This window comes from Prevotella sp. CAG:255, from assembly GCF_000431195.1.
GTDB lineage: Bacteria > Bacteroidota > Bacteroidia > Bacteroidales > Bacteroidaceae > Prevotella > Prevotella rara.
The window spans coordinates 1-14,693 of record NZ_HF986762.1 but is presented as its reverse complement, the minus strand read 5'-3'; the positions used below and the strand labels follow the sequence as shown (position 1 = coordinate 14,693).

General features: G+C 44.0%; 11 protein-coding genes. 10 read left to right on the top strand and 1 reads right to left on the bottom strand.

Translation table 11 applies throughout. The features are described 5' to 3' along the window. The first annotated feature begins 14 nt into the window (after positions 1 to 14). The 6 genes from QVO66_RS00760 (at position 15) to QVO66_RS00735 (ending at position 9,063) form a co-directional block, all read left to right on the top strand. Positions 15 to 785 carry a sulfide-dependent adenosine diphosphate thiazole synthase gene (locus QVO66_RS00760; protein ID WP_021853457.1) on the top strand — a complete coding sequence of 257 codons (771 nt, stop codon included), beginning with the start codon at positions 15 to 17 and terminating at the stop codon, positions 783 to 785. A gap of 150 nt (positions 786 to 935) precedes the next feature. Continuing rightward, positions 936 to 1,538 (top strand): thiamine phosphate synthase, encoded by a 603-nt coding sequence (locus QVO66_RS00755; protein ID WP_021853456.1) that lies wholly within the window; start codon positions 936 to 938, stop codon positions 1,536 to 1,538. A gap of 683 nt (positions 1,539 to 2,221) precedes the next feature. Then, positions 2,222 to 4,009, top strand: coding sequence for a fibronectin type III domain-containing protein (locus tag QVO66_RS00750; RefSeq protein ID WP_021853455.1), 1,788 nt, complete (start codon positions 2,222 to 2,224; stop codon positions 4,007 to 4,009). A gap of 241 nt (positions 4,010 to 4,250) precedes the next feature. Continuing rightward, positions 4,251 to 6,587, top strand: a complete 2,337-nt coding sequence (locus tag QVO66_RS00745) for an outer membrane beta-barrel family protein (protein ID WP_021853454.1) — start codon at positions 4,251 to 4,253, stop codon at positions 6,585 to 6,587. A 231-nt stretch (positions 6,588 to 6,818) separates the two neighbouring features. After that, complete coding sequence (locus QVO66_RS00740) at positions 6,819 to 7,922, top strand: hypothetical protein (protein ID WP_021853453.1); 1,104 nt, start codon at positions 6,819 to 6,821, stop codon at positions 7,920 to 7,922. Positions 7,923 to 8,238: 316 nt separating this feature from the next. Next, positions 8,239 to 9,063, top strand: coding sequence for a DnaJ domain-containing protein (locus QVO66_RS00735; protein WP_021853452.1), 825 nt, complete (start codon positions 8,239 to 8,241; stop codon positions 9,061 to 9,063). Between the two features lie 219 nt (positions 9,064 to 9,282). Here the strand turns inward: QVO66_RS00735 and QVO66_RS00730 are convergent, their stop codons facing one another. Beyond that, the gene (locus QVO66_RS00730; RefSeq protein ID WP_021853451.1) at positions 9,283 to 9,732 is read right to left on the bottom strand and encodes a type I restriction enzyme HsdR N-terminal domain-containing protein; all 450 of its coding nucleotides are present in this window, start codon (positions 9,730 to 9,732) and stop codon (positions 9,283 to 9,285) included. 194 nt (positions 9,733 to 9,926) lie between these two features. Between QVO66_RS00730 and holA the strand changes: the two genes are divergently transcribed. The 4 genes from holA to QVO66_RS00710 all read left to right on the top strand — a co-directional run bounded on the left by holA (position 9,927) and on the right by QVO66_RS00710 (position 14,188). Beyond that, positions 9,927 to 10,955, top strand: coding sequence for a DNA polymerase III subunit delta (gene holA / locus QVO66_RS00725; RefSeq protein WP_021853450.1), 1,029 nt, complete (start codon positions 9,927 to 9,929; stop codon positions 10,953 to 10,955). 775 nt (positions 10,956 to 11,730) lie between these two features. Then, a complete protein-coding gene (locus QVO66_RS00720; RefSeq protein WP_288172402.1) occupies positions 11,731 to 12,198 on the top strand; it encodes a helix-turn-helix domain-containing protein in 468 nt (155 codons plus the stop codon). A 311-nt stretch (positions 12,199 to 12,509) separates the two neighbouring features. Beyond that, positions 12,510 to 13,286: a dihydroorotate dehydrogenase electron transfer subunit gene (locus QVO66_RS00715; protein ID WP_021853447.1), complete on the top strand. Its 777-nt coding sequence runs from the start codon at positions 12,510 to 12,512 to the stop codon at positions 13,284 to 13,286. Then, positions 13,274 to 14,188, top strand: coding sequence for a dihydroorotate dehydrogenase (locus QVO66_RS00710; protein WP_021853446.1), 915 nt, complete (start codon positions 13,274 to 13,276; stop codon positions 14,186 to 14,188). The genes QVO66_RS00715 and QVO66_RS00710 overlap by 13 nt, the downstream gene beginning before the upstream one ends. Positions 14,189 to 14,693: the final 505 nt, after the last annotated feature.

Below are 14,693 nucleotides of genomic sequence, written 5' to 3'. Positions count from 1 at the left end.
AAAATAAAAACAAAATGATAGAAAAGAAAGTATCACAGGGTATTATCAGTACCTATTTCAGCAAGTTGGAACGTAATCTTGATCTCGATGTTGCCATTGTAGGCGGAGGTCCGTCAGGCATTGTTGCCGCATATTATCTGGCAAAGGCCGGACTTAAAGTTGCCCAGTTCGACCGCAAGTTGTCTCCCGGCGGCGGTATGTGGGGCGGCGCAATGATGTTCAATCAGATTGTCGTGCAGAAAGAAGCCATCGAAATCGTGAAAGACTTTGACATCAACTTTGAGAGCTACGACGAAGACCTGTTTGTGATGGATTCTGTTGAGAGTACCTCTGCACTGCTATATAAGGCCGTTCATGCCGGAGCAACAATATTCAACTGCTATTCTGTTGAGGATGTTGTGTTTAAGGACAATGTTGTCAGCGGTGTTGTTGTCAACTGGACTCCGGTTTTGCGTGAAGGTATGCATGTAGACCCGATTAACATTATGGCAAAGTGTGTTATCGACGGAACTGGCCATGACAGCGAGATGTGCAAGACTGTAGCGCGCAAGAACGGCATCCGCCTTGCAACTGATACGGGTGATGTTATCGGCGAACGCTCGCTCGACGTGGTTTCAGGCGAGAATGAGGTGGTTAACGGCACAAAGGAGATTTATCCCGGACTTTATGTCTGCGGTATGGCTGCTTCTGCCGTAAGCGGAACTCCCCGTATGGGACCAATCTTCGGTGGTATGCTCATGTCGGGCAAGAAGGTTGCCGAACTGATTATCAAGAAACTTAAATAGTTTTGGTGTGGGGCTATGAAGTAGCGGCTTTTTGTCCGGACTTTATAGCCCCTTATATATAATAAGGTGTATTCGTAAGGCATTTTGCCAGTGCAGACAGACGCCTAAATTCGTTTTGTTTACTTTTTGCTTTTCATTTTTACTTAAACAATGCTTTGGATTGTAGTTACTTCTCCCGTTTTTTTATCAGATGAAGCCACGTTTCTTCATCGCCTGTTGGCCAACGGCGTTGACATAATACATCTGCGTAAGCCCGGAGCATCGGCTGCTGACTGTGCGCGCCTGCTTGAAGAGCTGTCGGCAGAAGACCGTTCGCATATTGTAGTTCACGACTTCTTTGAACTGGCGGAGCCTTATGGTTTGCGCGGAATACACCTTAACGCGCACCGAAACATTGTGCCCGAAGGTTACAGCGGTCATGTCAGCCGTTCGTGTCATTCTCTTGAAGAGGTAAAACAGCACAAAGATAACTGCAATTATGTATTTCTCAGCCCGATATTCGACAGCGTGTCAAAGCAGGGATATGCCTCTGCCTTCACTGATGCAATGCTCCGTCAGGCGTCAGAACAGGGCATTCTGGACAATAAGGTTGTGGCTCTTGGCGGTGTTACGCCGGATAAGATACACTATCTGAAGTCTCTAAATTTCGGCGGCGCTGCAATGCTGGGCTGTATCAACAGTATGGCCGGACTGAGCGAAGCGCAACTTTGCGCACGTTTACACAGCATAAGAGAATGTTTTAGACAGCATTGATGTTGTTTTGCCGATAAAAGCCATGGCTACAGGCTGTTGCGTGTAGTTATGGCTTTTGTTTTTTTGTCGTTTCTTTGCTGTTGGCAAAAGTTTTTGCGCCATTTTCTTTGTTGTATATATAGCTGTTTTCTTTAGCTTGTCTGCATCTTTTCGTACCCTAATCACAGGTTTAGGTTTAAATCAAGCCGTTTTATCAGAAAAAATCCTATGACTTACGACCTGAAAAGCGGCCACTTTTGCATCAAAAGTGATAGAGTTATGACCCGTAACTCTATCACTAACAGTTTGAAAGTAAATAGCTGTCGTTTGCTTAACAAACCATGTAAATTATATTGAGTTGATATTTAATCGAAAGTGTTTCTATGGTAAAAACTTTCGATTTTTGAGCGTCTTTTCGCTTTGAGTAAAAATATAGTCATAAAAATTCTGCGGAAAGACATATTCCGAAGATTATTTGCTGGTGTTGTTGTCCGTCCTGTTATATTAACCGTAACTTAACCTTGATTTTATTTCATTTTAATAAAAATCTCTTACGTGTACATTAAAATATGGGCTTTTTAGGTGTATTATTTTCGTAATTATTTTGCTGCAAACTCGTAGTTATGCTGTAAGAAAGATGAAACACCATACTGATAATTTTGCATACGAAAATTTAATTATGTTTCATTAAAACAAAATTATTTATGAAAATTTCTAACACAATCAAGTCTGGCGTAGTTGTGGCATTCCTTTCAGCCGGTATGCTGTCAGCATCAGCACAGGAAATCAGTTTGAACCAGGACAACTACACCGTTCCGTCATGGACACGTCTGACACGCCTCATGGCAGAAATGCAGTCGGCAAGTCAGCCTTACAGCATCAACATGACACTTAACGGAGATCCTACTACGCGTATGGCTTTTGCCTGGTTTACCAACAGTTCTGTGAAGACAGGCAAGGTGCAGATTGTCTTGAAGGCAGACGCAAGTGTAGAAGATTTCAGCAAGCCCGACATCACAATAGATGCTGTTTCTGCTGATGTAAAAGACCTTAACTACGTGACGAGCAAAAACGGAGTGGAAGGTATTGAGGCCAACACAAAGCGCTCATACACAAGCCATAAGGCTCTGGCAAAAGACCTGAAACCGGGCACAACCTATTCGTTCCGTGTTGGTAACGAGGAGGGTTGGAGCGAGATTGGCCACTTTACCACAGCCGCCGAGTCATACGACAAGAAAGAAGGATTCTCGTTCATCTATATAACAGACACCCAGGCACAGAATGACGGCATGTTTGATGTTTCTCAGAAAACAGCCCATGCAGCACAGAAGATGGTGCCCGATGCCAAGTTTGTGCTGGTGAACGGCGACTTGGTTGAAACTTCAGGAGCCAACAACTCTGAATGGGAATATGAGCAGTGGTTCAGCACAATGCAGGATATCTGGATGAACTATCCGCTGGTTGTTGCGCAGGGTAACCACGATACAAGCTCAAACAGCAACTTTGCATGGCACTTTAACACAGACAACACGTTCAACACAACTTCGGCCGTGCCCACTACAATGGAAGGAACAGTCTATTCGTTTGTTCAGGGCGACGCCTTGTTCATGGTGATAAACTACGAGGACTACAAGAAAGAAGGCTACTTTGACGCTCTTGCTGACTGGATGAGAAAGCAGGTTGAGGAGCATAAAGACGTTAAATGGCGCATTGCCACATTCCATAAGAACATGTTTACAGGCAGCCAGTCGCACCAGAGCGACAGCGACGGACGTCTTGTACGTGAAAACATGCTCCCCGTGTTCAACGAGCTTCATATAGACGTTGCCTTGCAGGGCCACGACCATATCTACGAAGTTATCGGCCCGGTTAACAACCTGACAAAGACTCTTGTAGACGGTGCCGTAGAAGAGGTTGAGACCGTTGTTCCCGGCGGAGTGCGTGAGAATATGACAGGAAAGCAGGGCGGTGTGTTCAACGTAAACGAAGGCACTCTGTACTTCCTGAACAATTCTGCCGGCAAGAAGAAGTATGAGCCGCGCGACGAGCAGGCCATGATTGACGCATATTCGGCTCATGGAGTTGACAATTACTGGGGACTCTTCTCTGGAAAGTTCGGTCAGACAGGCGAACCTACATTCAGCGACGTTACAGTAACGGCCGACACGATATTTGTAAGCACATACACCGTTAACGACGCAGGCAGCGCAACACTGTTTGATTCGTTCAAGATTATCAAGGAAGAAGGCAGCTCTACGGGCGTTTCTAAGGCAGAGACATCTCCCGTAAGGATTTATAACGACTCTGACAACAAGCAGATTGTTATTAAAGGTGTTGAGCCTGAGAGCGTTGAGGTATATTCTTCTAACGGTGCATTGGCCGGACGCTATATTGGAACAACAATTGCCACTAATGCAATGGGCAGCGGCCTGTATATTGTTAAGGCCATAAGAGGTAACAAAAGCTACTACGGAAAGGTGATAGTTGAATAAGTTACCGTCATTGTTATACATAATAGTCTTTCTGAACGTCTGCCGTAATTCATCGGCAGACGTTCAGTTGTTTTATATAGTTTTTAACTGTATTTGTTAAAAAAAGTAAATATAAGCTTACCCGTGCAACGTTTGTTATGGCTTATCCGTCTTAAAAGTGAAAAAATCAAAAGCATTGCAGCCTTAAAAAGTCAGAAATGCTGTTTGAGGTTAAAGATTTTCAGTAAAAAAAGCATAACATATGACAAAGATACGTGTTGATATAAAGCGGATGATGCTGTTTCCGGCAACGTTGATGACACTGACGGCAGCAGGACAGAACGTAAGCGGACAGGTGGTGGATGCGCATGGTAATGGCATACCATATATAAATGTGGTGGCCTTGTCGCTGCCTGATTCGTCTTATGTTACGGGCGTTATGACCGACAGCATTGGTCGTTTCGGTTTCGATGTTCCGCCAGAAGGACGCCTTCTGCGCGTTTCGGGCGTGGGATATAAGACTGTTTATGCCGACAGAACTGACGATGAGGGCCGCATCTGTCTGCAAGAAGACACGCAGATGCTTGGCGAGGTGGTGGTCAGGAGCCGCATACCGAAGACGAGGCTGAAGGGCGATGCCATGGTAACAAACGTGGTGGGGACGGTGCTGGAGACGGCAGGAAGTATGGAAGATCTGCTCGACCGCATACCAAATGTGTCGGCAAACAGCGAGAAAATAGAGGTTTTTGGGCGCGGAGAGCCCGAAATTTATATAAACGGGCGCAAGATGCTCGACAAAGTGGAGCTAGAACGCCTTAGTTCGGACAACATAAAGTCGGTTGAGGTTGTAACAAATCCCGGTGCAAGATATGGCGCAAGTGTCAAGTCGGTTATACGTATAACCACCAAGAAGGCCGTTGGCGAGGGCTTTGGCTTTGACAACAGACTGTCGGGTGAACTTAAAGAGCGAGGCTATGCCTCGGGGCAGGAGCGCATAAACATGAACTGGCGCAGCGGAGGCCTCGACATAGGTGGAACGTTCAACATATCAAGAACTAACACACTTGACCCGAAGCAGCTGGAGCAGATAACATATCTTGACAAGACATGGCGGCAGCCAAGTTCGCTTGACCAGGTATATAAAAAAAGGAATATATATGGACGACTGGCGCTGAGCTATATGTTCAACGAGAATCATTCGCTGGGGGCAAGCCTTAGCTGGTATCGCATGCCGTGGGACAACGCTTCGGGATATATGAAATCGAGTGTCGTTAAGGACGATCTGCTCACAGAAAAGCTTTTAAGCTCTTATGTCGCGTCAGGACAAGGCACAACGCTGCAGGGAAATTTATATTATGTCGGAAAGATAGGTCAGTTGGGTGTTGACTTTAATGCTGACTGGTATTGGAGCAAGACGGGAAGAGGCATGACGACAGTTGAGGACTATCAGGAAACAGGACAGGAACCTGTAAACCAGCAGGTCAGTACTTCGTCAGACGGCCGTAACAATCTTGTGGCGTCAAAGCTGGTGCTGACGTCTCCGCTGTTTGGCGGCACCTTGTCTTTTGGCGGAGAGTATTCTTATTCGGTGCGCAAGACTCTTTATGGCGTGCTTCCGGCAGATGTCCTCGAAGACGACAAGAGCCGTATAGAAGAGGGTATGGCTTCGGCCTTTGTTGAATATGTCCGCCATTTTGGGCCGTTGAACATGCTGGCCGGAGTGAGGTATGAGAATGTAGATTTCGACTATTATGACGACGGAGTGTATGTAGGTGAGCAGAGCCGTGTGTTTAACAATGTCTTTCCTTCGTTGTCGCTTTCGGGCATGTTTGGCGATTTTGGCGTTCAGTTGGGCTATGCGTCAGACATATCCCGGCCGTCTTATAACCAGCTTCGCAGCAACATAACCTACGATAATCGCTACACTTATGAGGGCGGTAATCCGTTTTTGCTGCCGTCAAGGTCAAACAACGTCAACTTGGCGCTTACATATAAGTGGATAATGTTGAATGCAGGATGGTCGCATGTAATTGATCCGATAATACAGCACAGCGAACCCTACGGAGACGACCCGTCGGTGGTGCTTTTCAGGCAGGTAAACGGTGAGTCGTACGACAAGATGTACGCCTCGCTTAATATAAGTCCGACTTTTGGAATGTGGCATCCGTCGCTCATGCTCGGCGTGCAGAAGCAATGGTTCGCCATGCAGGTTCACGGGCATAATCCGCTCGACAATCCCGTTGGAACATTCCGTTTTGACAACACATTAGACACTAAAATATGCCGTATTTCGCTAAATATGCGCTATACTACACGTGGAGGCGATGAGAATGTGTACATGAGGAAGCCGTCTTTCAGGGCAGATATGTCTTTATATAAGGCATTTATGCAAGACCGGTTTACGGTGCAGCTGCAAGTAAAGGACTTATTCAAGACCTCACGCCAGCGCTTGACCATGTTTTATGGCTCTATGCGCGAGACGCTTTGGGGCGCTCCGGCTCAGCGCAGAGTTAGCCTTACGGTGCGCTATAAGTTTAATGTTGACAAGAGCAAATATAAGGGCACGGGAGCAGGACAGAGCCAGAAAAGCCGTATGTAGACGGCAAGTGTGTGTTGACTTTACGGCATGCTGCGTATGAAGATTATGATGTTTTTATTGCCTGAAGGCATTAATAGGCATCAGTTTTTATACGCGGCATGCCGTTTTTTTGTATATTTGCATAAATCTTAGTATAAGATAATCTGCATTTCGGCATAAAACCTTGACTAATTTTAGGCTTACTGCTTGGATTTATATTATAACCTTGAATTTGATAACAAAACGAAAAACATGGAAATAAGAAGTAAACTGGGCAACGAAAATATCATGCAGCTGCGAAAAATGGCATTTTTCTGCTCGAGAAAGGAGCCGTCTGGACTTCAGGCTGCTGTGGACAGATGGATAGCAACCCTGCAACCGGATAAGGTTTGCGTAATGTGCGGCGACCAGTCGCCAATGGAAAAACATGTGTTTTCATCATTGCTTGAAAGAAAAATTCCGGCAATATTGGTGCTGGCAGAAGCCATGCATGAGCAATGGAGCGAGCCGGTGAGCGAGGCTTTAGGCAGCGGCCTATTGCTGATAATAACCCATTGCGGGCCTGAGGTGCATACGGTATGCGCCCGCTCGGCATTCGACCGCAACGCACTTATGATGGCTCTTGCTGATGAAATTGTAGTCGGATATTGCTCAAAAGGCGGCAATCTGGAGCGTGGTTTGGCCGGATACAGCAACGTGAGATACCTTGTAGGCAATCAAGACAATAGGGCGAAAACTAAGGAACCGTTACCGCAACAGGGTGGACGTTCGTATGCCGGACGCCGTTTTCCCGATGATTTTCAGCGCGAAAAAAGCAATTTGCAGGGCGGACGTTCGTATAACGGACGTAGTTTTTCTGCAAATCAGAATGCTTCCAATGGATTCAGTCAAGGTGGCAGGGCTTTGGCAGGACAGGCTGATAATGGCGTCGGACAGTGGAGCCGCAGGCTCGATTTGGGTTACAGCACGATATTTTTCGATTTTAATGAGGCCGGAAAGGATGTTTATATCAAACTTACTCAAAGTACAAAATCGGCAGACGGAAAGTATGAGCGCAACAAAATATTCATGGACCGCACCGAATTCAGGGCGTTTTATGATACAATAGGCTATGTGACAAGGGCTGTGGAGCGTGATGAAAAATTAGACAGAAACATCGTGGTAAGCTCGGCAAGCGGCGACATAAGTCTGAATATGGTCATGTCAGAAGGCATGAAAATGTGTATGATGACTCAGGAAAAAGAGCTGCTGACAATGGGACACAGGCGTCAGACGATAGGATTTTGCGTCACGGAATTGTCGGCTTTTTTTGACGTAGTGATTGATGCAGCCCGCCATTGGTGCATAATAAGTTGATAAAGAGGCAAAAAAATCCATATTTAGGCGATAGCTGGGTGTTGGTAATACTCGTCAGAATTTTCTAAGGTTCAGGCATGTAGCATCCAAAAAGTTTGTAAACATGAGCGTTTATGGCGATACATCTGTGATATACGGCCTGATTTGGGTTTAATTAAATAAATTTATTTTGTTCAGCCCTCCGTTTGCATTATATTTGCATAAGGGAAAATATACTAAAAATGAAATTATAATGGCGCTTTTGTGACTATATGTCAGACATCTTGTCTTGTATATTAGACTCGAATGGCGCTTTAAACGTAAAAAACAGAAATTTATGGCAGCAGGAAAATGGATAGGCGGCATATTGGGCTTTATGTCCGGCGGTGCGCTCGGAGCTTTGGCCGGAGTGGCACTGGGAGCCTTGTTTGATTATGGAATTAATGCGGTAAACAAAGACGGAGAGCCCAAAAACGGATACGGAAGTACTTCTTCTGGCCGTCAAGGCTTCGGCAGCGCGACGCGCGAACAGCAATATTATGAGGGGCAGCGCAACAGTTTTTTGTTCTCTCTGCTTGTTCTGGCGTCGTATATTATTAAGGCAGACGGCAAGGTGATGCACAGCGAGATGGAGTTTGTGCGGAAGTTCTTGCGTGCAAACTTCGGTGAAGTGGCTGTGGAGCAGGGCAACAGCATACTTTTGCGCCTATTTGACGAGCAGAAGAGGCTGAATGCCACAAATCCTTATGCTTTCAGGGATGTTATACGTCAGAGCTGTGAGCAGATAGCTATGAATCTCGACTATGGTCAGCGTCTGCAGCTGCTAAACTTCCTCGTAATGATAGCAAGGGCAGATGGTTCTATGCCAAATGAGGAAATTTCGGCTTTGAGAGAGTGCGTTCGCTATATGCGCATGGATATGGAAGATCTTGACTCAATGTTGAATCTGCAAAAAGACACACTGGAAGATGCTTACGCTGTGTTGGGCGTATCGCCTGATGCGACAGACGATGAAGTGCGCAAGGCATATCGTAATCTTGCCTTGAAGCATCACCCTGACCGTGTGGCTGCGCTTGGCGAGGATATCAGGCGTGCGGCTGAGAAGAAATTCCAGGAAATCAATGAGGCAAAAGAAAAGATATTTAAGGCAAGGGGTATGTAGAAGTTTTAGCCCGTTAAATATTCTCATGTTTACACAGAACGGCTAATATGCACAACTTTTATTTGTGCAGTTTAGATATATAATAAAGAGCGGACAAATACCATTAAAAAATGAATTAGGTGTTTGTCCGCTCTCTTTTTATGATTAAAAATCAGACTTTTTGGGGGTAATGTTTTATTCTTTATAAATCTTTGCCCAAAAAACTAATGCAGTTTGGCGTTAAAGTTCGCTGAAATCAGGTATTTCTTTCAGAAAACAATAGCTGTTATTTGCGTAGTCCATTCGGCAGCAATAGTGTTGCAGGCCGTTGCTTACTACGAGATAATCCACTTTCAGCAGCATGTTATAAACCGAAATCTGGTTGAACACCTTCTGTGTGATGGCTATTGTTGGAGCTTTATACTCCATAATCATGCGCGGACGCGCCTGTGAGTCGTATAGAACGCTGTCGCAGCGCAGTTTTTTCTGACCGCATGTCAGTTCTGTCTCGTTGGCAATGAGTGATGCCGGATAACCTTTGTGCTCTGTCAGGAAATGAACAAAATGCTGGCGCACCCATTCTTCCGGTGTAAGACTTACAAACTTGCGTCTCAGCGTGTCAAGAATCTGTGTCTTGCCGTTCTGCTGTTTTATTTTTATTTCGTATTGAGGTAGGTTTAATCGATACATTTTATTAAATTTGCATTCTGAATGGCTTTAAGTTGCCATGTATTAGGGCGTATGAGTTTATTGCCGCAGACAGATAGTTTATGTCTTCAGGCCGCTGACTCAGTAATTTTTGCAAAGTTAGCCATTATTATTTTAAACGGTGAACGTCAGCGTCCTTTTTTGGCAGCAATGGCTTTCAGATAAAGCATAAAGATATGGCAGAGAAAAAGATCGTTACTTTTGAGAGCATAATGCGCGACTTGCGTGCAGGTAATTATGCGCCCGTATATATTCTTATGGGCGAGGAGTCTTATTATATTGATAAGATAACAGATTTTATCTCGACGAATGCTCTTACTCCTGAAGAACGCGACTTCAATCAGTCTGTTGTCTTTGGCTCTGACGTTTCTTCAAGTCAGATTGTTGACATGGCAAGGCGTTTCCCGATGATGGCCGAGCGGCAGGTTGTGATAGTGAAAGAGGCTCAGAACATAAAAAACTGGGAACAACTGGAAAAGTATGTTGAAAAACCTGTGAAATCAACAGTTTTGGTTTTGTGTCACAAAAACGGCAGTATTGACGGCCGAAAGAAAATATTGGCCAAGGCTGCCGCCACGGGTGTGGTGTTTGAGAGCAAGAAGAAGCGTGATTATGAATTGCCGGCTTTCATAGAGAGTTATCTTAAAAATTATGGACGCGCTGCAATAGACCATAAGTCATCCCAGATGATAGCCGACCATATCGGTGCAGATCTTAGCAGGTTGACGAGTGAACTCGATAAGCTGATTCTTTCTTTGCCAGAGAATGACCGACGTGTTACTCCTGAGGTTGTAGAGGAGAGGATAGGAGTGAGCAAGGATTTTAATGCTTACGAATTACGCAGCGCGATAGTTAACCGTGATGTGTTGAAGGCGACACGGATTTTGTATTATTTTAATGACAACCCGAAGACCGGAAATGCATACATGCTTATACCGATGTTGTTCTCTTATTTTCAAAATTTACTTATAGCATTTTATGCTCCTCAACCTAAAACTGACGAGAGTGTTGCACGCTGGTTGGACCTCAGGGCAGGGTGGGCTGCAAAGGACTACATCACGGGTATGAGAAATTATACTGGTGTGAAAGTTATGCAGATAATTTCTAAAATTAGAGAGACAGATGCCAAAAGTAAGGGTTTAGACAACCCAAATACCCCTGTCGGGGAGCTGTTAAGAGAGCTAATTTTCTTCATTTTACACTAAAAATAGCCCCATTTTGGGGCTATTTTTTTCTCTTTCGCATTTTTTCCTGAACAAAAAAAATAGGGTTAAAGTCGTAAAAATCAGAGCCTTTTATGATTTTTGACGCTCTCAGAATCGTGTATTTTTGAGCTTTCTTTACCTCGTTTCGAAATACTTAATTTTTCTGTTTTTCGACCGAAAAACAGGCGTTAAAATTTAGCGTTTGCATTTATTATGATTTACAACACCGAAATTTAGCTATCTGAATGTTTATATTTGTTTATATAAAATGCAAATGTAAAGCATAAATTTATATTTAAATATAAATATATTGACAGCCGAATTTATATTTTAATATTTAAATCTTTAAATTTGCAAATTACAAGTTATATTTATGCATTTTCGGATTTATTGTTTAAATGCCTGATTATCAGCCTAAATACGATATTTTATGAAGTAAATTTATGCAATTTTACTTATTTTCGCCTTAAAATACTGCATAAAGCCAGATTTACGCTTTTTATCAGCGCAAATAACGCTCGCCTAATGAATTAGTTAGCAAAATCCTTTAAATAAAGGCTTATCGGGCGTTTTAATAGTCTAAATTTACATTTGTATTTTTAAATACCAAATTATAAGATTTAGATATTTACATTTACAAATATAAATTTATAAATTCAATATTTAAATTTTAAAATAATATTTAGGTTTGTTGCGTATGTCAAAAAAATGATTTACCTTTGTAAAGTCTAAGAAAAATAGCAAAAAACAACATCAAGGTAAGAAAATGGAAGAAATGAAAGACCGAATCAGGCAGATAATGGAGTCTCAACATATGAGTCAACAGACCTTCGCTAACTTCATCGGAATGTCTGCTGCATCATTAAGCAGCATTTTTAACAACCGTACAAAACCGACGCTCAACACCGTTGAAGCGATTAAGAGCAAAATGCCTCGCCTGAGTACCGACTGGCTCATGTTCGGAAGAGGCTCGATGTTTATCGACGACACTCCGACTACCGACCCATCTCCTGCTGAGGATACAGATATGGGCAGTGAGCATGTTGCTGACTTTGGAGGCGGCGTGCCGGATCTTTTCGGAGGCAACCAGACCGGAGCATCTGTTCAACAGCCTGTGCACAGACATGTTGAGAGCGTTATTCGGCCTGAAGTGAAATATGTTGAGCGTCCGCAAAGACAGATTACTGAGATAAGAGTTTATTTTGACGACCTTACCTATGAGACTTTCGTCCCAAAGAAATAGAATTGCCGTGTAAAAACCGACAATATGTTGATTTAGCTTTGCTGGTATGCCCTTTTTTGTAGGCTTATGGCATGTACATACGTTTTTTGAGGCATTTATTGGCTCTGTCATGTGTCAGTTTTTCATTGTTGAGCGTTTTTCTTGACGTTAAATAGCCTTTTATGGCATCATATATGCCGTTTAACATATATTTAACAGCCTGTGACTTTCGTTTTTTTGGAAAGCGCAGGCTTATTTTGTACCTTTGTATTCTGTAAGTAAGGCGATAAAGTCTTTCTTGCGCCTGGTTTAATAAGATAAATTCGTTTCTTATGAAAAAATATGTTTCAGACCTCAAGGTCGTTTCTGTAGAACATATAAACGACAAATATGTTCTGATAAAGCTTACTCAGGACGAACGACTTCCGGAAATGCTCCCGGGACAGTTTGTTGAGATAAGAGTAGACGGATCGCCTTCTACATTCCTTAGGCGTCCCATTTCAATTAATTTCGTTGATTATGACACAAATCAGCTGTGGCTTCTCGTTGCTGCTATAGGCGACGGAACACGCCGTATGGCTCAATTAAAGGCCGGAGACGTGCTTAACTGCATGTTCCCTTTGGGTAACTGCTTTACAATGCCTGAAGGCGCCTCAGAGAAGATTTTGCTTGTTGGCGGCGGCGTAGGTGTGGCTCCGCTGCTGTATTTCGGCAAGAAACTCTGCGATGCCGGTATAACCCCTGTATTTCTTCTCGGGGCACGTTCCGGAAAAGATTTGCTTCTGCTGGATGAGTTTAAAAAGTACGGGCGCGTATGCGTAACGACAGAAGACGGCTCAATGGGCGAGAAAGGCTTTGTTACAAACCATTCTGTGCTCAATGAGGTGGCTTTCGGCCGTATCGCCACTTGCGGTCCGAAGCCAATGATGGCTGCCGTGGCAAGATATGCCAAGGCAAAAGGCATAGAATGTGAGGTGTCTTTGGAAAATAAGATGGCCTGCGGACTGGGAGCATGTCTCTGCTGCGTTGAAAAGACCACAGAAGGCAACGTGTGTGTATGTAAGGAAGGACCGGTTGTAAACATAAAGAAATTGTTATGGCAGATTTAAGCGTAAATATCAACAAATTGCAGTTGAAGAACCCTGTAATGACGGCTTCGGGAACATTTGGCTATGGCCCCGAATTTGCTGATTTCATACCGTTGGAAGGTCTTGGCGGTATTATTGTGAAAGGAACCACTCTAAAACCGCGTGAGGGCAATGATTATCCCCGTATGGTAGAGACGGCTTCGGGTATGCTCAACTGCGTGGGACTGCAGAATAAGGGCGTAGACTATTTCTGTGAGCATATATATCCTGAGATAAAGGACATTGATACAAATATGATTGTAAACGTCAGCGGCTCGTCTCCTGAAGATTATGCTGAATGTGCCGCCCGTATCAACGAGCTGGACAATATTCCGGCCATAGAGCTGAATATTTCATGTCCAAACGTAAGGCAGGGAGGCATGGCCTTCGGCGTTACGTGTGCCGGTGCGGCAAGCGTAGTAAAGGCTGTGCGTGCCAGATACGACAAGACCATGATAGTAAAGCTCTCTCCCAATGTTACCGACATAGCCGAGATAGCGCGTGCCGTTGAGGCTGAGGGCGCCGACAGCGTATCGCTTATCAACACTCTTATGGGCATGGCTATTGATATAGAGAAGCGCAAGCCATTGCTTAGCATCAATACGGGCGGACTTAGCGGTCCTGCCGTGAAGCCTGTTGCCCTGCGTATGGTATGGCAGGTGGCCAAGGCTGTGAAAATCCCTGTTGTCGGTCTTGGAGGTATCTGTAATGCCCATGATGCCATCGAATTCCTTATGGCCGGTGCTACGGCAATAGAGATTGGTACAGCCAACTTTATCGATCCTCAGGTTACGATAAAAGTACGCGACGGCATTAATGAATGGCTCGACAACCACGGCTGCAAGTCGGTTAAGGAGATTATCGGCACGTTGGAAGACTGCTGATATTTCTGCTTTTTACGAGATTTTTATAAAAAAGTTTTCTGAATAAACTCGTCACTCGTCACAATGATATGTAAAGTGCTGTAATTTAATCACTTATGATGTGACGACTTTGAAGGCAGACTCATCACGGCATAGGCTTTATGCTAGGCGTGATGAGTCTGTTTTTCAACTCATCACATTCAATGTCGTTGAAAATCAGCAAGTTATGTCTGCTTGTGATGAGTGATGAGTTTATTCAGAAAACTTTTTCTTTATATTCTTTGATTTAATCCTGATTTCGGTTTACCTGAGGCTGTGTTATTCCTGTTTCAGCTTGAAAAAGCTTAATCAGGATGTCTTTGCATATTGACGATTTTGCAGAAGCATACCTTTCACGTTGCGTTTTGCCGTCTTTTAGAGCCTGAAAGGTGGTCTTTTATATGTCAATTTGCCTACTTTTATGGTGTTTTGCCTAATAATTGGGGCTAATTTAGTCGTCCCTTAAAAAGCCCATTTTTGCGAGATG